We start from the raw sequence: 20,397 nt of genomic DNA, 5'->3' as shown, positions 1-20,397 counted from the left end.
AGATCGCACCGGCGCGCGCCAAACGTGAACGGGACGCCGTGACGCGTGAACCGGGCAAGCCGCGCGTCAGAGTCCGAGTCCCTGGCAGAGCCACCACGAGTAGTGTTCGATCATCCGCTGGAACGGCGCGTGATGGCCGTAGGCGATCGAGGAGACGGCGAGCAGGCCGACGCCCGCGGCGAGCGCGCGCGGCATCTTGCGCGGCTGGTCGAAGACGCGCGTGAGCAGAAGACCCGCCACCAATGCGCCGAGCAGCCAGCCGGCCACGACTTCGGCCGGCGTGTGCGCATCCTGGATGATGCGGCTCGCGCCGATGGCCGCCGCGAGCGCGAGCCCGCCCAGCGCACCCAGCCGGTACCACGCGCCGCCCAGGCCGCCGAACAGCAGTCCGCCGGCCACGGTATAGATCGAGGCGGCGAGCATCGTATGGCCGCTGATCATGCGCAGCTGGATGGCGGAGATTTCGACGCCGCAGCCGGCATACAGCACCTTGGAGAGCCCGACGAGTCCCATGCCGAGTGTGAGCAGCACGGCCCAGCGGATCGCGAGGCGCAGGTCCACCGAGCGCAGCCAGAGCGCGCAGACGAGCGCGAGCGGTAGCAGGAGCGCCGCGTCGCCGAGATTCGAGAGAGTCCAGAGTACCCTTGTTTCCATGCGTATTCGTTCCAGGTAACTTCACGGGCGCCGACGAAAAGGTCAACGAACGTGACGGCGCATGCGCCTATGTACTTCCGGCATCGGCCTCCTTGCGGCGGCCCGCCAGACGGTATTCGGTCGGCGAAATCGACAGCCGCTTGCGGAAGATCTTCGCGAGACCGTCGCCGCTGCCGGCGCCGCAACGCCGCGCGATCTTGTCCACCGGCAGGTCGGTGCCGGCGAGCAGCATGCAGCTCGCATCGAGCCGTGCGCGCAACAGATACTCCGACGGCGTCAGTCCGATCTGCGCCTTGAAACGGCGCAGGAAATTGCGTTCGCTCATCGCCGCGACGCGCGCCGCATCGGCGATCGAGATCGGCCGCACGTAGTTCTCGCGAATCCAGCGCGCGGCCGCGTCGATCTTCTGGCGCACGCCGCCGCCGTCGGTGTCGTCGAGGACCGTCGCGAGCTTGTGCCATGCGCCCGGAATCGAGCGTTCCGATACTTCGCGCGCCACCGCCGAACCATAGTCCCGCTTGATGATGGACAGCGCCGCCGCGATCGGTCCTTTCGGATCATCGAGCGTGAGCGTCTGCTCGGCGATGAACAGCGGGTTCGCCATGCCGGGCAGGTGCGCGGCCGGGAACGCCGGCGCCGCTGCTTCTCCGGCGAAATCGAGCGAACGGCTCTGCACGGTGAGATTGGCCGCCGTGAGAATATGCGCGCCTTCGCCGATCGCCTTGATGAACGGAATCTTCGGCGCCACGCGGCCGAGGCGCTTGCGCAGCATCGTGTCGTGCCGCGCCTGGCGCGCGCCCGCGCCGCCCGCGATGAACAATGCATCGCATTCGTTCATCCAGCGCGTCTCCAGGCTGTCGGTCCAGATGCGCATCGAACAACTGCTCGCCACGCTGCCGCCTTCACTGGACAAAAATAGCAGCGAATAGTGCGGCGCTTCCGTGCGGTGGCCAGCATCCGCCGGCAGATGGACTTCGTTGGCAAGCGAAAAGACCTCGGAGATGGAACTCACTTCGACGAGCGAGAATTCCTCGAAGACCAGAATGCCGATCCGCTTCTCCGTGCCGGCCATGCTGGCGGGCTCAGGCTCGATGCCGGGCGTGACCCCGCGCACCACCTGAAGCCGGCCCATGCCATTGGCGTATTCCATCGACTTTCTCCCTCGACCGGAACGGGCCCTCACGGCATCCGGACCGGTCACATGCAAGGAACGCGAACCTCCGTTGAAGGCGGCGCAAGGTGCGGCAATGTGAGCTCACATGCGTCGCACTATACGCGGCAGGCAACATTCGCCACGCTCGCAGTCGGAAAAAGGCGAAGTGTTGGCAGATGATTTCGATACTCGAGGAATAAGCTCACTTCATTCCTGTCGTCTGACGAAACCGACGACGCTTTTCTCATAACAAGAGGCGTGCCGCAAACGCTCGACGACGCATCGGGCATGCCTCCCCGACAACCATGACACGAGGTGAGCCGATGCTCAAAGTACGCAAGGCGGTGTTTCCTGTCGCGGGCCTCGGCACGCGCTTCCTTCCGGCCACCAAGGCGAGCCCAAAGGAAATGCTGCCGGTGGTCGACAAGCCGCTGATCCAGTATGCGGTCGAGGAAGCGATGGCCGCGGGTATCACCGAGATGATCTTCGTCACCGGCCGCAGCAAGCGCGCGATCGAAGATCATTTCGACAAGTCCTACGAGATCGAGTCCGAGCTCGAAGCGCGCGGCAAGCAGAAGCTGCTCGACCTCGTGCGCAGCATCAAGCCGAGTCATGTCAACTGCATCTATGTGCGCCAGGCGGAAGCGCTCGGACTGGGTCACGCGGTGCTGTGCGCGGAAAAGCTGGTCGGTGCCGAGCCGTTCGCGGTCGTGCTCGCCGATGACCTGCTCGACGGCGAGCCGCCGGTGCTCTCGCAGATGGTCGATGTCTTCGATCACTATCATTCGTCGGTGATCGGCGTGGAGGAGATCGACCGGCAGGACTCGCGCTCGTATGGCGTGATCGAAGGCAAGCCGTGGGACGACGGGCTCTTCAAGCTCTCGCGCATGGTCGAGAAGCCGGAGCCGGCGCTGGCGCCGTCGAACTTCGGCGTGGTCGGCCGCTATGTGCTGATGCCGCGCGTGTTCGACTTCCTGCGCAAGCAGACGCCCGGCGCAGGCGGCGAGATCCAGCTGACCGATGCGATCCAGGCGCTGCTTACGCAGGAGCAAGTGCTGGCGTTCCGTTATCGCGGCAAGCGCTTCGATTGCGGCAGCAAGCTCGGCTACCTGAAGGCAACGGTCGAATTCGCGCTGCGTCATCCTGAAGTGCGCGACGAGTTCGAGCGCTATCTGCGCGCGCAGTTCGGTGCGCAGCAAGAGCAGCAACAAGCGCAGCAACAGGAGCAACAGGCAGTGGCCACGCCTGCCGCGGACGACGCGAGCGCGTGCCCGGTGGTCGAGGCATAACCAGTTTCTTGGCGGGAAGGATGGGCGGCGCGCAGCGATGCGCGCCGTTTGTCTTTTGAGCGCCGGCGCACGTGCGCACGCTCAGCGGAAGTACGCCTTGGTGTTCTCGTGGACGTCGTCGCGCGCGAGCAGTTCGTCGCGCGAGAGCCATAGATATTCGCTGTGCTGGTCGAAGCGGCCGATGGCCGCCGTGGCGTTCAGCGTCAGCGTGTAGGCGAGCACGACATAGTGCGTGCCGAAGCCGCCGGCGCCCGCGAAGTTGTCGTCGTAGCGGTGTTCATACACGCCGAAGAAGCGCGCTCCCGCGCGCTCCATGCTGGCCACGCCCAGCTCGTTGTGGGCGATGCGCGTGAACGCGCCATCGAGCGATTCGTCCTTGGCGATGCGTCCGCCCGGCACGAACCAGGTGCCCTGCGCCGGCCGGTTGCGCCGCCGTCCTAACAAAACATGCCGGTTGCCGTCGGTGACGATCAGGTCGATCGAGACCAGCGGCGTGAGCCGCACCACGGTCAGGAAATCCGCCTCGCTCAGCATCGCCGCTCCGTAGGTCGCGTCCATCGTGGCCGGGTTCATTGCGAATCGAGTGTAGCGCGCGGGGTCGCTCCGCCGGCATGCGCGGCACTGGCGAAAACCGCCTGAATGCCGTCAGCGCAGGCCATGCGGCACGCGGCCTGGACCATCGCTCACTGACCGACATAGCCGGCCGGACGCATCACGTTCGCGCGCATCGATTCGGCATTGTTCGACACGACATAGACCGGCGCGGCCGTGAGCACGAGCGGCACCTGGCCGTCGCTGTAAGGCACCGTCGAGGCGTTGCCCATCATGTCGAACACGGTGACCGAGCCGGAATTGCCCGGCGCGTCCACGGCGAGCCGGTAGTTCACCGCGCGCGTGGCATCGAAGCCGTTGGCGCCGGGCCAGGCGGCATTGTCGTGCGTCCACAGCGCGGTCACGACGCGGCCGTTGTTGAGGCGCTGGAACGCATAGGCATAGACGCCCTTCGGCGTGTCCTTCACCGGGCCCAGCGTGGTCGTGCCGTCGATGAGACGCGTCATCGCGGCGACCGCCATCGCGGCGGGCTTCGGACTGATCTGCTTCTGCCCGAAGCCGCCCTGTGGATTCACTAGGTCGAAGAAGATGCCGTAGCCGATCTCGTTGGGAATGTCGGCGGAATAGAACACGAAGCTCACGTCCGCGCCTTCGCCGAGCAGGATCAGATGGGCGCGCGCGACCACCGCGCCCTGCGCATACAGCACGTTCCAGCCGGGCGAGGTCAGCCCGTATTTGCTGCCGATGTCATAGCTCACGCCCGTCTCGGTGACGAACAGCTTCGCGCCGGGCCTGACCACCTCGGTCATTGCGCGGCGCAGGTCGCGCATCATGCCCGGCATCGCTTTCGCGGCGGTGGCCGGGGAGGCGTCGAAGCGCTCCGGCGGATGCGACGGCGACGTGCCGACATCGTAATAGCCATGCGCGCTGACGCCGTCGAGATACTTGCCGATGCCGAGCGGCGCGAGGCGTCTCAGCCATTTCGTGTTCGACGCCAGATTCGACAGCGTCAGCCCCATCACGACCGCGTTCGGATCGCCGGCGTGGATGGCATCGTGCGTGGCCTTGTACAGCGCGACGAGATGGGCGTCCGTATCCTTCCACGGCAGTCCGCCTTCGTAGTCGGGCTCCCAGGTCACTTGGTAGTAGTTGTGCGTCTGCCGCGCGAACCAGGTCTTGCGCACCGTGTTCGATTCCTCGCCCACACGCTTCATATAGGCGCTGTATGCATCGAGCGAGACCGGCGCCCAGCTGTGCGTGCGCTCCTTCGTCGGACTGGCCCAGGCGGGGATGCCGTCGAGCTGGATGAGGCGCAGCAGGTCGCCGGGCTTGAAATAGGCCGCGAGATTGTCGGCGCTGGCGTTGAAGGTGTTCGGGCCTTTTTCCTCGGTCACGTACCAGTTGCGGTTGTCGTTCACCCAGGTGAGGCCGAGGTCCGTGTACAGCGGCCGATAGCCGTCGCCCGAGCAGCATTCCTCGCCGGGCTTGAGATACGCGGAGCCTTGCCCGCCGAAGCGATGCTGGTCGGGATGCGCGAAGGTGATGGGCGGAAGCGCGGGCGACACGTCCGGCAGCACGCCGAAAGTCGCGATGCCCGCGGCCCGGGTGCCGCGCATCGGCAGCGTGCTCTTGCCCGAAGCGAGCGAGGCGCTGACGGAGAAGTATCCCGCCGCCTCCGACGTGCAGGCGAGCGTGTAGGTGCCCGGCTGGGCCTTCACCGGAAAACTGCCGCTGGCCTTCCGGGTGTTCCAGGCATCGCGGATCTGCCATTCGACGGTGTCGGCGGCCTGGGTTCGCGTGGTGATCGCGATGCGCACGGGGGCATCGAGCGGAAACATGCGCGTGCCGTCGCTGCCGGGCGTATCGGCTTCGATCGGATCGCCGCCCGCTTTCGCCGCGACGGGCGGCGTGGGCGCGCTGCAACGCAGGGGCGGGGTGTCGGCCGGGTCCGGCGCCTCGTTTTCGGCGACCTTCACGAGCGCCGCGCGCGGGGCGCCGGGTCCCTCCGCCGCGAGCGTCTCGATGCGGGTGGCCAGCGTCTCGGCGGGGCCTGGCTTGTCGCAGGCGCTCAGCGCCAGCAGCGCGCCCGCGGCCATGGCGATGCGCGCCTGCGGGACGCGCAGGGTTCGACGAGGGGCGGTGAAACGCGAAGCGGGTTTCCGGTTCATCGTGAGCCTGGCGCATGAGCGCTGCGTGCCGCCGATGCGGCGAAGGCGCTCGGGCCACGCGCCAAGCGCACACGATGCTGCCTGCGCCGGCGGGCTACCGTGCGCGCGCGCACGCGTGGGCGTGCGTCGTCGGAAGAATGCTGGACCGGGTGCCTGCGTTGCGAATGTGAACGCTCCGGGATGGCAGCCATGTGCGTGAGCGCTCATCCAATTTCAGGAGTGAAACATGGAAGGATGACCACGACAACTGCATCCGACCTTGAAAATCGGCAAAGCTGACCGGCGCGGACACTGTTTCGCTGCGTCTAAACAGCGTGATTTGAATGACATGAGAGGTTTGCAAGCAAGCGCACGTATTCTCCCGATGATTACAGCCGCTTTCAATGGCGTGGAGAAAATCCGCGACGGACCCTGCGCCGCCGCAAAACGCTAGAGAATGGCGGACGCGTCAGTTGCCGTTTCCCGGCGGATACGCGGACGTGTCGCGCTTGCGGCCGTTTTGCGGTGCAGCATCGGAGTTAATAAGCCATGTCTTCAGATTTGCCAGTAAGCCGGCATTATGATGATTAATTTAAAATCAAAAAACGCGTGATTTAATCACCGGGAAAAAATAGCAATCAGTTAATACATCGCCAATTACGGGATTAACCGGGTGTACGAAAGCCGGATTAAGACCGAGTTCTGAACCGCCGCGAACGGCAAAAAATTTCCGATTGACGCGATACGTTGGCCGGTCTCTGAACCGCGCGATGTTTCATGGTTGAATCAGTTTCTTTGCTCCGACCTGCGCCAAACCTCGCCGCGCCAGCCGTACAGGGCCGCGGGGCGTGGCTTTCAGGCTTTGTCCATGGCCGATCAAGCGGCTCGCGGGCGCGGATTGCACTAAGTCGCGGACTAAAAGTTTGTATGACAAATCGCGTCTTTATCGCGTGATTCTTTAGAAAGCGGCGCATTCCGAATTTGGGGAGGGATATCAATGTGCGCTCACCCTCATAGCGCGACAGATTTTGTGGTTCAAGCGCGAAAATCTAGAGCACAAAAAAGTTTGTCTGCTTATTATTCAAGCCAGCGGATCGATTCCGCCATCACTCCGTTCCAATCGGTCACGGTAACCCGGCGAAGTTCGGGAAACTCCTTTGATGCGCCGCAATGACCGAGAACTCTTCCGCACCTCATTGGAAACAAAGCTGCAGAGGATGACCATGCCTTACGCCAATCTCGAACCCGCAGTCATGGGTTGGACGCCGCCCGCGGCGCGAACCTCGCAGACCGAGGTCCGCCGCATTGCGATCCTGCTGTTCGACGGATTCTCCCTGCTGGGCGCGGGGATCGTCGCGGAAGTCTTCCACATGGCCAACGAGCTGTCGTCGGCACGGTCCCGCGTGGACTGCACCTACGACGTCCGTTTCCTGTCGGTGGAAGGCGGCAACGTTGCGTGCTCCTCGTCGGTGCGCGTGTGGACCGACGGCCTGGACGGGCGTCACTACGGCGGCTTCGACGCGCTGTTCGTCGCCGGCGGCCGTGGCGCGGAAAGCGCCGCGAAGGACGATCGCATCGTCGAATGGCTGCGCCGCGTGCAGACCAAGACCACCGTGGTCCGCGCCATCTCCGAGGGCCGCAAGGTGCTCGACGCCGCGGGCATCGGCCAGGTGCAGGATCCGCAGGCGCGCTACGGCGGCGCCATGATCCATCTGGTGCGAGAAGAGCAGTCGGCCGACGCTGGCGACCGCTACGAGTCGATGAAGGGCGCGCTGCTGATCGTGAAGCGCGACCTCGGCATCGACGTGTCGCGCAGCGTCGCGGAGCGCCTGATGCCGGGTTCGGCGGCGAAGCTGGTGTCGATTCTCGGCGACAGCGGCGCGGCGTCCGCCGGCGACAAGATCCGGGCGGCGGCGCGCTGGCTGCAGGACAACTGCGAGCGGCCAATCTCGGTGGTGGATGCGGCGCAGGTAGCCGCGATGAGCGAACGCAACTTCCTGCGCCGCTTCAAGATCGAGATGGGCATCACGCCGTCCGATTACCTGTTGCAGGCGCGGCTTGCCGTCACCTGTGCGCTGCTGACGGATTCGGAACTGCCGGTCGACAAGATCGCGCGCCGCAGCGGCATGGGCAACGGCGACCGGCTGGCGAAGATTTTCCGCAAGCGCCTCCTGATCTCTCCGACCGAGTACCGGACGCAGAGCAGGCGCGAAGCAAACGGCTGAACGGCCGAACGGCTGATACGCGCGCTAGCGCGCATGGTCTGAACAACGATGGCGTAAAGCGTCGAAGGTTTGGCCGGACCAGAACGGTTCGGCACTCAATCATTCTCGGGCGGCAGTGTGCTGCCCGACCGAAATCGCAGGCAGGAGTCCATATGACGAATGAGGCACGCACGGTAGGCGAGACGATGACTGGCACGACGAGCATGGAGACGGCCGCGTGCCGCAGGCTTGTCCCGGTCATTCTCGCCGGCGGCTCGGGTACACGCCTGTGGCCGATGTCCCGTGAACAATTCCCGAAGCAGCTGATCGGCATCGTCGGCCGTGATTCGCTGCTGCAGGCCACCGTCGGGCGCCTCAAGGGTTTCTCGGGCGATTTCAAGGTGGCCGCTGCACCGATCATCGTGTGCGGCGAGGAACATCGCTTCACCACGGAAGAGCAGACCCGCGAGGCAGGTGTCGATGCCCGCATCATCGTCGAGCCGGCGCGCCGCGATACGGCGCCCGCGCTGACGCTCGCAGCACTCGCGGCGATCAAGGACGGCGAGGACGCGATCATGGTCGCGATGCCCGCCGATCACTCGATCGCCGACCTGCCGGCGCTGCATCGCGCGATCGCCATCGCGGCGGAGCACGCGGCGCGCGGCGTGATCGCGACGCTCGGCATTCCGCCGACGCGCCCCGACACCGGCTTCGGCTACATCCGCCTGGGCGAGGCGCTGGAAGACGGCGCGCACAAGATCGAGCGCTTCGTCGAGAAGCCCGCGGCCGAGCTCGCGACGCAATACGTCGCGGCGGGCACGTACTGGTGGAACAGCGGCATTTTCGTGGTGCGCGCGAGCGTGTGGCTCGCCGCGTTGCAGAAGCTCAATGGCGAGATGCACGCGGCCTGCCGCGCCGCGCTCGCGGAAGGCCGCGACGACGGCAAGTTCATGCGTCCGTCGGCCGCCGAGTTTGGCCGCGCGCCGTCGGATTCGATCGACTACGCGGTGATGGAGCACATCGGCACGAACAACCGGCCGTGCGACGGCGTGGTGGTGCCGCTGGTGGCGGGCTGGTCCGACCTCGGCTCGTGGGACGCCGTGTGGGACGCGATGGACAAGGACGAGTCGGGCAACGTCGCGAGCGGCCGGGTGATGTTCGAAGGCGCCACGTCGAGCTATGCGCGTTCCGAAGGCGGCCGCCTGGTGGCGTGCGTCGGCACGACCAACATCATCGTGGTCGAGACGGATGACGCCGTGCTGGTGGCGGACCGTTCGCGCGTGCAGGACATCAAGGGGCTGGTGGCGCGCATCCGCGAGCAGCACGCGCCTGAAGCGAACGCGCATCGCAAGGTGCGCCGTCCGTGGGGCTTCTACGATTCGATCGAACACGGCGAGCGCTTCCAGGTGAAACGCATCGTGGTGTCGCCGGGTTCGAAGCTCTCGTTGCAGATGCATCACCACCGCGCGGAGCACTGGATCGTCGTGTGCGGCACGGCGCTCGTCACGCGCGGCGACGAGCAGTTCATGTTGTCCGAGAACCAGTCGACCTTCATTCCGCTCGGCGTGACGCATCGGCTGGAGAACCCGGGCAAGGTGCCGCTCGAGATCATCGAGGTGCAGTCGGGCAGTTATCTCGGCGAAGACGACATCGTGCGCTTCGACGACACCTACGGCCGCTGCAACTGAGCACGGCTTGAGAGTAACAAACGGGCAACACGCGACACTTCTTTGCAACGGCTTCACACCAGATCCAAGACTGGCTGGCGAGGGAGGACACGAGCGGGTGCGGTACACGGGCGATAAGCATTCGGGGGAATGACATGCGCGATTTACAGGGATTGCTGGCCAGGCTGTTCGACGTCATCGTGATCGTCGGCGGCGCGGCCGTGGCATCGCAGATCAGGTTCGAGTACATCGAGGCTCACGCCTATTCGGTGGCGTTCGTCGCGTTCGCGGCGGCGTTCTCGCTCGCCCTGTTTCCGGGCTTCGGCGTGTATCAGTCGTGGCGCGGCCGCAGCAAGCTGCAACTGGCCTGCCAGGTGTCGCTCGGCTGGCTGGTCGTGCAAGGCTGCGCCCTGGCGCTGATGTTCTCGCTGCATCGCCTCGACTATGTGTCGCGCCTCTGGTTCGCTTACTGGACCGCGATGTCCGGCGGCCTGATGATCGCCGGCCGGCTGATCACGCACGCGGTGCTCGCGCACATGCGTCATGCGGGCATGAACCTGCATCAGGTGGCGATCGTCGGCTGCGGGCGGCACTGCCATTCGATGATCCGCAAGGTCGACCGCGCCACCGACTCCGGTTTCCGCGCCACCGCCGTCTTCAATGCGGCGCCGGAGACCGGCACGATCAACACGCATGTGCCGGTGTTCGAGAATTACGAGGCGTTCGTCAACTACGTGCGCACCCAGCATGTCGATGAAGTGTGGCTCGCGCTGCCGCTGTCGCAGGAACGCATGATCCTGCGCTTCGTGAACGAGTTCCGCGACGACCTCATCAACGTGCGTTTCATCCCGGACGTGCGCAGTCTCGCGCTGTTCGAAAGCGGCGTGACGGATCTGCTCGGCACGCCCGCGATCAACCTGGTGGCGTCGCCGCTGTCGGCGTCGGCGCTGCTGAAGAAGGAACTGTTCGACCGCGCGTTCGCGCTCGCCGCGCTGATCGCCGTCGCGCCGCTGATGATCGGCATCGCGCTTGCGATCAAGCTGACCTCGCGCGGCCCGGTGTTCTTCAGGCAACGCCGCAAGGGCGCGGATGGCCGCGTCTTCCGAATCTACAAATTCCGTTCAATGCGTCTGCATACGGAACAGGCCGGAGTGCTCCAGCAGGCCACGCGCGGCGACCCGCGCGTGACCCGGGTCGGAGCGTTCCTGCGCCGTACCAGCCTCGATGAGCTGCCGCAGTTCCTCAACGTTCTGTTCGGCGACATGTCGGTCGTGGGCCCGCGTCCACACGCACTGGAGCATGACGACCTGTATCAGAAGGTCGTATCGGGGTACATCCATCGTTACCGGATCAAGCCGGGCATTACCGGCTGGGCCCAGGTCAACGGATTTCGAGGAGAGACTGATCGCATCGAGAAGATGGAAGGACGCGTCGCACACGATTTGTACTACCTGGGTAACTGGTCGTTCGGCCTCGACATGAGAATCATCGCCGCAACGATCTTCAAGGGACTACGCCACACCAACGCTTACTGATGTAGGGGACGACCATTATGCACAATCAACAACAACCGGGCACCACCTCCATGGCCGCCAATACCAACGTGTCGCGCATGTTCCGCCTCACGAGCCTGGCTGCGGCTGCTTCCTTCACCGTGCTGTTCGCGGGCTGCGGTCTGGCGCCGGGCATGCACTTCGAACAACCGGCGCAACTCGTCGAGACCTCGAACGACCAGGGCGATCCTGCATCCACGGTCAACATTCCGATCACGCCGATCGACCTCTCGCTCGTGCGCAAGATGAAGGCCGCGCAACCGGTCGTCACGGGCGATCCGAACGCCTCGCTGTACGGCAAGGCCGGCGCGTACAAGCTCGGCGTCGGCGACGTGCTGCAGATCACCGTGTGGGATCACCCGGAACTCGTCGCCGCGCTCGGCCAGCCGCCGCAGCAGACGCGTACCGCGGATGCCGCGCCGGGCTTCGTCGTCGATGCCGACGGCAACCTGCAGTTCCCGTACGTCAACCGTCCGCTGCATGTGGAAGGCAAGACCGAAGGCCAGGTGCAGCGCGAGCTCTATCAGGAGCTCTCGAAGGTATTCGTGAAGCCGCAGGTGACGGTGCGCGTTGCATCGTTCCGTGCGTCGCAGGTGTATATCGACGGCGATGTCCGCACGCCGGGCTCGCAGCAGATCAACGACATTCCGATGACGCTCACCGAGGCCATCGGCCGCGCGGGCGGCTTCGCGACGACGGCGGATCAAAGCCGCGTCACGCTGATCCGCGACGGCGTCACGTATCACATCAACATGGCGGGCATGACGTCGAAGGGCAAGAGCCCGTCGGACATCATGCTCAAGCCGGGCGATGCGCTGCGCATCGACTCGCGCGAAGACAACGGCGTCTATGTGATGGGCGAAGTGTCGAAGCCGGCCACCGTGATCCCGATGCGCAACGGCAAGCTGACGCTGTCGGATGCGGTGTCGCAGGCGGGCAGCTTCAACCCGGAGACGTCCGATCCGAAGCAGGTGTACGTGATCCGCAACGGCCAGACCGACCAGCCCGAGGTGTATCACCTCGACGCGCGTTCGCCGGTGTCGATGCTGCTCGCGAACGGCTTCGAGCTGCAGCCGCATGACGTGGTCTACGTGGACAACAACGGACTGGTTCGCTTCTCGCGTGTGCTGAACCTGCTCCTGCCTGCCATCAACGCCGGTCTGACGGCAGCCGTCCTGACGAAGTAAGGGTTGTGACCGGCGCGCAGGGGCGCGCCGGTGGTTTGTTTGTTCGTTTTCAAGAACTGAGCGAGCGAGACCATGGCGATGAACTTCGATTCACGATACTCCGACGTATCGACGGGCGACGAATTGCGGCTTTCCGACTATCTGGCGGCCGTACTCGGCAACTGGAAGCTCGTGACAATCGTGATGCTCGCCGTGGTCGCACTGGGCACAGCGTACGCGTTCATCGCGACGCCGACCTACAAGGCGGACGCGCTCATCCAGGTCGAGGAAACGAACCCGAACAACAACCCGAACGCGAACGCCAATGCCGTGCAGGCCGTGTCGCAGATGTTCGACGGCAAGGCCACCACGGCCGCGCAGATCGAACTGCTGCGTTCGCGCCTCGTGGTGGACGACGCGGTGCGCCGCCTGCATCTCGACATCAGCGCGGTGCCGCATGGCTTCCCGGTGCTGGGCGGACTGCTCGGCAGCGCGTTCTCGATGTTCAACATGGCGGTGCCCTCGGGTTATCTGTCGCGCTTCGCATGGGGCGGCGAGCAGATCGAGGTGCCGCTCTTCGATACGCCGAAGGATCTCTACGACAAGAAGTTCACGCTGGTCGCGGGCGAGAACGGCAGCTATGTGCTGAACGATCCGGACGGGGTCGCCATTCTCACGGGCCGCGTGGGCCAGGAAGCGACCGGCGTGACGCAGCAGGGGCCGGTCAAGCTCAAGGTGGACAAGCTCGTCGGCAACCCGGGCGTGCAGTTCGAGTTGCAGCGCTTCTCGACGCTCACCACCATCGACAGCCTGCAGAAGCGCCTGACGGTCGCGGAAACGGCATTGCAGTCGGGCATCATCGGACTCAGCCTGGAAGGCAGCAACCCGAAGGAAGTCGCGCAGATCGTCAACAACATCGCGAACCGCTATGTCGCGCAGGATTCGGAGAAGCGCTCGGCCGAAGCGGAGCACACGCTCGCGTTCCTCGACCAGCAGTTGCCGATCCTCAAGAAGCAGCTCGACGAATCCGAGCAGAAATACAACTCGTTCCGCAACAAGCAGGGCACGGTGGATCTTTCGGAAGAGAGCCGCCTGCTGCTCCAGCAGATCGTCGACAACAAGACCAAGCTCTCGGACCTGCAACAGCAGCGCGCCGAACTGTCGCTGCGCTTCACCGCGAACCATCCTTCGGTGCAGGCGCTCGACGCACAGATTGCCTCGCTGACCGGCGCGCAGTCGCGCATGGCCAAGAACGTGTCGACGCTGCCCGATACCGAGCAGACCGCGCTGCGCTATCTGCGCGACGTGCGCGTCAATACCGAGCTCTACACCAATCTCCTGAACAGCGCGCAGCAGCTGCGCATCGCCAAGGCGGGGCAGATCGGCAACGTGCGCGTCGTCGATTTCGCGCAGACGCCGGACGATCCGGTGCGCCCGAAGCGCGTGCTCGTGATCCTGATCTCGGCGGGCGTGGGCCTCGTGCTCGGCATCCTGCTCGCGTTCGTGCGCAAGTCGCTGTATGGCGGCGTCGAGCGGCCGGAGGAGATCGAGAAGCAACTGGGCGTGCGCGTCTTCGCGATCGTGCCGCGCAGCACCCAGCAACTGCGCCTGCAACGCAAGGTCGGCATGCGCCGCGAAGGGCTGCACGTGCTCGCGGCGCAGGCGCCGGAAGATGCGGCCGTGGAAGGCATTCGCGGCTTGCGCACCTCGCTGCAACTGCAACTCGCCGATGCCCGCAACAACGTCGTCATGCTGACCGGCTCGCGGCCGGAGGCGGGCAAGTCGTTCCTTTCCGTGAACCTCGCGACCCTGGTGGCCTCGACCCGCAAGCGCGTGCTGCTGATCGACGGCGACATGCGCCGCGGCGACATCCACTCGCACTTCGGCGTGCGTCACTCGCCGGGCCTCTCCGACGTGCTGATGGGCGCGGACGTGGCGAGCGCGATCCTCACCGACGTCCTGCCGGGCGTCGACCTCATCACCAAGGGCTCGCTGCCCTCGCATCCGTCGGAGCTGCTCGCGAGCGACCGGCTGGGCGAGGTGCTCGGTGAACTGAAGCAGCGCTACGACCTCGTGATCATCGACACGCCGCCCGTGCTGGCTGTCACCGACGCGACCGTCATCGGCAAGCACGCGGGCACGAGCCTGCTCGTCGTGCGGCATGGCAAGAACCAGGTGCAGGAGATCGGCGAGACGATGAAGCGCCTGCACCACGGCGGCGTGAACATGAAGGGCGTGCTGCTGACCGACGTGCCGCAGTCGAAAATGTTGATGGGAAGTACATACGCCGGGTATTACGGCTACGAAAGCATCGCGGAGTGACCAGCGCAAAACAATAGCTCGGTAGAAGTGCCCGGTACAACAATGTCGGCGCGTCCCCGCGCGCCGCATCTTGAGACCGAAGATGGAGAGGTTACGCATGGACCGCAAAGTCGCGTTGATCACGGGCATCACTGGGCAAGACGGGTCGTATCTTGCCGAACTGCTGCTCAGCAAGGGGTACGAAGTGCACGGCATCAAACGCCGGAGTTCGCTCTTCAACACCGACCGCATCGACCATCTGTACCGCGATCCGCACGAAGCGGACCAGCGCCTGTTCCTGCATCACGGAGACCTGACGGATTCGACGAGCCTCGTGCGCATCATCCAGCGCGTGATGCCGGATGAGATCTACAACCTCGCCGCGCAGAGCCATGTGGCGGTGTCGTTCGAGGAACCTGAGTACACCGCGAACGCCGACGGCCTCGGCGCGCTGCGCATTCTCGAGGCAATACGCATTCTCGGCCTCGAGAAAAAAACGCGGTTCTATCAAGCTTCGACATCCGAACTATACGGGCTGGTCCAGGAAATCCCGCAGCGCGAGACCACGCCGTTCTATCCGCGCAGCCCGTACGCGGTCGCCAAGCTGTATGCCTACTGGATCACGGTGAACTACCGCGAGGCCTATGGCATGTACGCGTGCAACGGGATTCTCTTCAACCACGAGTCGCCGGTGCGCGGGGAAACCTTCGTTACGCGCAAGATCACGCGCGCGATCGCCCGCATCGGCGTGGGCCTGCAGGACGACGTCTATCTCGGCAACCTCTCCGCGCTGCGCGACTGGGGCCATGCGCGCGATTACGTCGAGATGCAGTGGATGATGCTCCAGCAGGACAAGCCTGAGGATTTCGTCATCGCCACCGGGGTGCAGTACAGCGTGCGCGAATTCGTCCAGCAGGCGGCCGCCGAACTCGGCGTGCACGTGCGCTTCGAGGGCGAGGGCGTGGACGAGGTGGGCATCGTGGACCACGTCGAGAGCCGCGAAACCAAGCTCGCGCCGGGACAGGTGATCGTGCGGGTGGATCCGCGCTATTTCCGGCCGACCGAAGTCGAAACCCTGCTCGGCGATCCCTCCAAGGCGCACGCCCGGCTCGGCTGGCGGCCCGCCACTCCGTTCGCGGCGCTCGTCAAGGAGATGGTGCGCGCCGATTTTCAAATTGCCCGGCGCGACGCGCTCGTCACGCTCGCCGGTTTCAAGGCCCTCGAACATCACGAGTAAGCGCATGGACAAGCACGCACGAATCTTCGTGGCAGGACATCGCGGCATGGTCGGCTCGGCGCTCGTGCGCCGCCTCACGGACGCCGGCTACCGGAACATCGTCACCCGCACGAAGGCGCATCTCGACCTGACCGACCAGGGCGGCGTGAACCTGTTCTTCGAGGAAGAGAAGATCGACGTGGTGCTGCTCGCGGCGGCGCGCGTGGGCGGCATTCTCGCGAATTCGACGCTGCCCGCCTCGTTCATCTACGAGAACCTGGCGATCGAAACCAACGTGATTCATGCGGCGTGCCGCTGGAACGTGTCGAAGCTGATCTTCTTCGGGTCGTCGTGCATCTATCCGAAGGACTGTCCGCAGCCTATCCGCGAGGAATACCTGCTGCAGTCCGCGCTGGAGCCGACCAACGAGGCCTACGCGATCGCGAAGATTGCCGGTCTCAAGATGTGCGAGGCCTACAACCGCCAGTACGGCACGAAGTTCGTCTCGCTGATGCCGACCAACCTCTTCGGGCCGAACGACAACTACGACCTGAAGAGCAGTCACGTGCTGCCCGCGCTGCTGCGCAAGGCGCATGAAGCCCGCCTGCGTGGCGACACGACGCTGCCCGTGTGGGGTTCGGGCACGCCGCGCCGCGAGTTCCTGCATGTCGACGACCTCGCCGCCGCCGCCGTCTTCCTGATGGAACAGGACGTGGGCGAAGGCATGTTCAACGTGGGCGTGGGCACGGATCTCACCATCCGCGAGCTGGCGGAGACGATCTGCCGCGTGGTGGGCTTTCACGGCGAACTGGTGTTCGATCCGACCAGGCCCGACGGCACGCCGCGCAAGCTGCTCGATGTCTCGAAGCTGGGCGGCATGGGATGGCAGGCGTCGATCGGACTGGAGGAGGGAATCCGCGCGACGTATGAGGAGTTTCTGGTGCGCTATGCATCGATGCAGCAGACGCCGGTTGCCGCGTGAGCGGTTGCGCGACGGCATCGCTTACGACAAAAACGACACAGGGTAGAACAACAATGTCTGCATCAGTGACCATCTTTCACAACGTCGTGTGGTCGCGGCACAAGGGCGAGGTGCTGTCGGCGCTGCACCACATCTCCGGATCCGGCGCGATCCGCTATTCGATGGTGCAGATCGCGGACACGGAACACGACCGCATCGGCTTCTCGGAAGTGGACTATTCGTTTCACCGCTACCCGATGAAGAAGCTCTTCAACGGCTGTTATGAAGACGTGCCGAGATGGCGCATGACGATGCGCCTCACGTGGGAAGTGCTCCGGACCAAGGCGGATCTCGTGGTTTTGCCGGGCTACCATCGTCCCGAATACTGGGCGATGCTGGGAGCCTGCATCGTGACGGGCAAGCGTCGCGCGGTGTTCTGCGATTCGACCGCGCGCGACAACCCGCGCCGCATGCTCACCTCGATTCCGAAGCGCGTGTTCTTCACGCTGTGCGACGGCTACTTCGCGTTCGGCATGCGCAGCCGCGAGTATCTGATGTCGCTCGGCGCGAAGCAGGACGCGATCTTCAGTCCGTGTCAGGCGGCCGCCATGCCGCGCGCGTTCTCGCCGGGCACCGTCGTGTCCGACCGGCGCGCGCACCGGCAAGGCGGCCGGCCGGTGTTTCTCTTCGTCGGACGGCTCTCGGCGGAGAAAGGAATAAACACGCTCGTCGAAGCGTTCAGGATGTTGAAGGAGCGTGTGCAGGATGCGGAGTTGCGCATCGTCGGCACGGGACCGCTCGGCAATCAGTTGAAACAGCAAGTCGCCGATGCCGGTCTGCAAGACTCCGTGCAGTTCCTGGGCAGTCTGCAGGACGAGCCGCTCTCGCGCGAGTATTTCGGCGCCACCTGCATGGTGCTGCCGAGCGTGCGCGAGCCGTGGGGTCTCGTGACGAACGAGGCGCTGGCCCATGGTTGTCCGGTCCTCGTCAGCGAGAGTTGCGGCTGTGTGCCCGAACTCGTCGTCGACGGCGTGTCCGGCTATGCCTTTCCCGCCGGCGATGTGCCGGCGCTGCATCGCGTGATGCTGAAGTCGCTGGAGGCGTTCGCGGATACGGCGGGTGTCGCCGTGCGCTGCATCGACGTGATCCAGCGCTTCGATCCGCCGTCCGCGGCGGCCAACATCGCGCGCGGCTGCGCGCTGCTGCTGACGAACTGAGCAAGACTGGAGCGGAGGAACCCGAAGGACGCTTAAGGAGGGACCACAGGCTGTCACCAACGCCGTCGGGCACGCGGTCCTGCGTACCCGGCGGCCTGCGCTTTGCCGGGCGGCGAGGACACGCCCGCGCATCCAGGCGCGCATGTCGGGCGAGGGACCACATGAGAATACTTATCTACGGGCTGAACTATGCGCCCGAGTTGACGGGTACCGGCAAGTACACGGCGGAAATGGCGGAGGCGCTGGCCTGCGCGGGCCACCGGGTACGCGTCGTCTGCGCGCCGCCGTATTACCCGGAGTGGAAGGTGGGGCAGGGCTACCGGAGCTGGCTGCATCGCTTCGAAACGCGCGAGGGCGTGCGGCTGTGGCGCGCGCCGCTGTGGGTGCCGGCCAAGCCCAGCGGCGCGAAGCGCATGCTGCATCTGGCTTCGTTCGCGTGTTCGTCGCTGCCCGCGCTGGCCTGTCATGCGCTGTGGCGGCCCCATGTCGTGATGACGATCGCGCCGAGCCTGCTCAACGCGCCCGGCGCGCTGATGCTGTCGCGCACGACGGGCGCGCGCGCGTGGCTGCATATCCAGGACTTCGAGGTCGATGCCGCCTTCGACCTCGGCATGCTCAGGAACCCGCGCGCCGGGCGCCTGGCGCTCGCGTTCGAACGCTGGCTGATGAAGCGCTTCGACGTGGTGTCGTCGATCTCCGACAAGATGGTCGATCGCGCGGTGAACAAGGGCGTCGCGCTGTCACGCGTGTTCCATCTGCCGAACTGGGTGGACACCGCCGCGATCTTTCCGCTCGATCGTCCGAGCGCCTTCCGTCGGGAACTCGGCATCGGCGAGCATACGCCGGTCGTGCTCTATTCCGGCAACATGGGCGCTAAGCAGGGTCTCGAAGTGCTGGCGGAGGCGGCCGCCGCGCTGGCCGGCCGCACGGAAATCGTCTTCGTGTTCTGCGGCAACGGCGCGACGCGGCTGCAATTGCAGAAGCGCTGCGCCGGCTTGCCGAATACGCGCTTTCTCAGTCTCCAGCCGCTCGAGCGTCTCAACGAACTGCTCAATCTCGCCGACATCCACGTGCTGCCGCAACGCGGCGACGTCGCCGATCTCGTGATGCCGTCGAAGCTCACCGGCATGTTCGCGAGCGCGCGCGCCGTGATCGCGATGGCGCATCCGGGCACCGAATTGTTCGAAGCCGTCAGCGGGCGCGGCGAGGTGATCGAGCCGGAGAATGCGCAGGCGCTGATCGGCGCGATCGAACGGCTCGTCGCCGATCCGGAACAGCGCGCGCGTCACGGCGAGGAAGGCCGTCTGTTCGCGCAGGAACGGCTCGCACCGGCGGCGGTGTTCGCGCGGCTCGAAGAGCGTCTGTTCGAGTTGTCGGGCTCGCGTCTGCCGAATGCGGCAGAAGTGCGCGAGGCAGTGTCCCAGACCCGGCCCGTCGACAGCCCTGAAGTCACGCTCGCGCGCATGACGGAACGCGCGCCGATCCTGCCGCAGGTCGAGAAGATCGAATAGCGTCTGCCTCGGCGTGGTTCGTCATGAACCGCGCCCGTGACGTGGACCTTCAAATCAATAAGGCGACTTGTAGATGTCCCGCGCCCGCGCCGCATTGGCGGCGGGCGGCCTGAGGCCGTTGGGCGTCGGATAGAGCGCCGCCGCCGCGCCTTGCGGCATCATCGTGGCCTTCGTGTCGGGCTTGCGTCCGGTCGCACGCAGGCGCGCACCCGCGCCCGCATTGCCGGCATAACCGTTCTGTTGCGCGAGCAGCTTGTCCGTCGGAGAGACGCCTTGCGCGGTCTGCCCGTTGGTGATCGGGCCGCGCTGTCCGCCGCGCCCGTTGGTCGGCGCGCCATACGGGTCCGCATACGCGCCCGGGCTGCCGAGCAGGTCCATTTCCGCCGGCGCGGCGCCGCCGGCTTCGCCCTTGCTGATCGCCGCATCCGAGAAGTTGCCCGCGTGCGCGAGGGGCGTCGCCATGCATGCAGCGGCCGCGAGAGCGGTCATGAACAGCGAGCGCAGCGCCGTGCGCGGTTGATGTTTCATCGGATTCTCCGGGCCTGTTGCAACGTTTCGCCATGCTTCGCAACGAGGCATCGCGCATCGTTTCGGGGAGCGCCGGACCGCCTGCGGAAACGCTTGTCCGGCGCATGAAAACAGCATATTGCGCGGCACCGCCCGCTAACGCCAAAAGCCTTGCTGAAGCGGCCATTCGCATGAAGGCGCGGGTGACGCCGCGCGCCCTTCGCTGATAATCCATGCACCACACGCCGCATGCCGCCGCTGCGAAGGCGTCCGTTCCCCGCGAATGGGTGAACGACAGA

15 protein-coding genes are annotated in these 20,397 nt (G+C 65.4%); 10 read left to right on the top strand and 5 right to left on the bottom strand.

Annotated elements, in window-relative coordinates; all coding sequences use genetic code 11:
* Nucleotides 1–66 precede the first annotated feature (66 nt).
* Together QCE69_RS11475 and QCE69_RS11470 are read right to left on the bottom strand one after the other, a co-directional pair.
* Nucleotides 67–654: a phosphatase PAP2 family protein gene (locus tag QCE69_RS11475; protein WP_309918095.1), complete on the bottom strand. Its 588-nt coding sequence runs from the start codon at nucleotides 652–654 to the stop codon at nucleotides 67–69.
* A 67-nt stretch (nucleotides 655–721) separates the two neighbouring features.
* Complete coding sequence (locus QCE69_RS11470) at nucleotides 722–1,804, bottom strand: helix-turn-helix domain-containing protein (protein ID WP_309918093.1); 1,083 nt, start codon at nucleotides 1,802–1,804, stop codon at nucleotides 722–724.
* 326 nt (nucleotides 1,805–2,130) lie between these two features.
* On the opposite strand from QCE69_RS11470, the gene galU reads away from it, so the two are divergent.
* On the top strand, nucleotides 2,131–3,096 hold the full coding sequence (galU, locus tag QCE69_RS11465; RefSeq protein WP_309918091.1) for a UTP--glucose-1-phosphate uridylyltransferase GalU: 966 nt from the start codon (nucleotides 2,131–2,133) through the stop codon (nucleotides 3,094–3,096).
* Between the two features lie 81 nt (nucleotides 3,097–3,177).
* On the opposite strand, the gene QCE69_RS11460 is transcribed toward galU, so the two are convergent.
* A complete protein-coding gene (locus tag QCE69_RS11460; protein WP_309931633.1) occupies nucleotides 3,178–3,630 on the bottom strand; it encodes a GDP-mannose mannosyl hydrolase in 453 nt (150 codons plus the stop codon).
* A gap of 149 nt (nucleotides 3,631–3,779) precedes the next feature.
* On the bottom strand, nucleotides 3,780–5,816 hold the full coding sequence (locus QCE69_RS11455; RefSeq protein ID WP_309930778.1) for a hypothetical protein: 2,037 nt from the start codon (nucleotides 5,814–5,816) through the stop codon (nucleotides 3,780–3,782).
* A gap of 1,202 nt (nucleotides 5,817–7,018) precedes the next feature.
* Between QCE69_RS11455 and QCE69_RS11450 the strand changes: the two genes are divergently transcribed.
* From QCE69_RS11450 to QCE69_RS11410, 9 genes are all read left to right on the top strand, one after another.
* Entirely contained in the window at nucleotides 7,019–8,020 is a 1,002-nt protein-coding gene (locus tag QCE69_RS11450; protein WP_309930776.1) for a helix-turn-helix domain-containing protein, read from the top strand.
* A 185-nt stretch (nucleotides 8,021–8,205) separates the two neighbouring features.
* Nucleotides 8,206–9,687 carry a mannose-1-phosphate guanylyltransferase/mannose-6-phosphate isomerase gene (locus tag QCE69_RS11445; RefSeq protein WP_309931632.1) on the top strand — a complete coding sequence of 494 codons (1,482 nt, stop codon included), beginning with the start codon at nucleotides 8,206–8,208 and terminating at the stop codon, nucleotides 9,685–9,687.
* A gap of 134 nt (nucleotides 9,688–9,821) precedes the next feature.
* Nucleotides 9,822–11,201 carry an undecaprenyl-phosphate glucose phosphotransferase gene (locus tag QCE69_RS11440; protein ID WP_309918082.1) on the top strand — a complete coding sequence of 460 codons (1,380 nt, stop codon included), beginning with the start codon at nucleotides 9,822–9,824 and terminating at the stop codon, nucleotides 11,199–11,201.
* Between the two features lie 50 nt (nucleotides 11,202–11,251).
* Nucleotides 11,252–12,406 carry a polysaccharide biosynthesis/export family protein gene (locus QCE69_RS11435; protein WP_309919814.1) on the top strand — a complete coding sequence of 385 codons (1,155 nt, stop codon included), beginning with the start codon at nucleotides 11,252–11,254 and terminating at the stop codon, nucleotides 12,404–12,406.
* 72 nt (nucleotides 12,407–12,478) lie between these two features.
* Nucleotides 12,479–14,707 carry a polysaccharide biosynthesis tyrosine autokinase gene (locus tag QCE69_RS11430; protein WP_309930774.1) on the top strand — a complete coding sequence of 743 codons (2,229 nt, stop codon included), beginning with the start codon at nucleotides 12,479–12,481 and terminating at the stop codon, nucleotides 14,705–14,707.
* 97 nt (nucleotides 14,708–14,804) lie between these two features.
* Nucleotides 14,805–15,923 carry a GDP-mannose 4,6-dehydratase gene (gmd, locus tag QCE69_RS11425; RefSeq protein ID WP_309918076.1) on the top strand — a complete coding sequence of 373 codons (1,119 nt, stop codon included), beginning with the start codon at nucleotides 14,805–14,807 and terminating at the stop codon, nucleotides 15,921–15,923.
* Between the two features lie 4 nt (nucleotides 15,924–15,927).
* A complete protein-coding gene (locus QCE69_RS11420) occupies nucleotides 15,928–16,884 on the top strand; it encodes a GDP-L-fucose synthase (RefSeq protein ID WP_309918074.1) in 957 nt (318 codons plus the stop codon).
* Between the two features lie 53 nt (nucleotides 16,885–16,937).
* Entirely contained in the window at nucleotides 16,938–18,080 is a 1,143-nt protein-coding gene (locus QCE69_RS11415) for a glycosyltransferase family 4 protein (RefSeq protein ID WP_309930771.1), read from the top strand.
* Nucleotides 18,081–18,241: 161 nt separating this feature from the next.
* On the top strand, nucleotides 18,242–19,591 hold the full coding sequence (locus QCE69_RS11410) for a glycosyltransferase WbuB (RefSeq protein ID WP_309930769.1): 1,350 nt from the start codon (nucleotides 18,242–18,244) through the stop codon (nucleotides 19,589–19,591).
* Nucleotides 19,592–19,645: 54 nt separating this feature from the next.
* Here QCE69_RS11410 and QCE69_RS11405 read toward each other — a convergent pair whose 3' ends face one another.
* Nucleotides 19,646–20,119, bottom strand: a complete 474-nt coding sequence (locus tag QCE69_RS11405) for a hypothetical protein (RefSeq protein WP_309918066.1) — start codon at nucleotides 20,117–20,119, stop codon at nucleotides 19,646–19,648.
* Between the last annotated feature and the right edge of the window lie 278 nt (nucleotides 20,120–20,397).

This window comes from Caballeronia sp. LZ032 (assembly GCF_031451315.1).
Lineage (GTDB): Bacteria > Pseudomonadota > Gammaproteobacteria > Burkholderiales > Burkholderiaceae > Caballeronia.
This window is presented reverse-complemented; position numbering and strand designations above follow the sequence as displayed.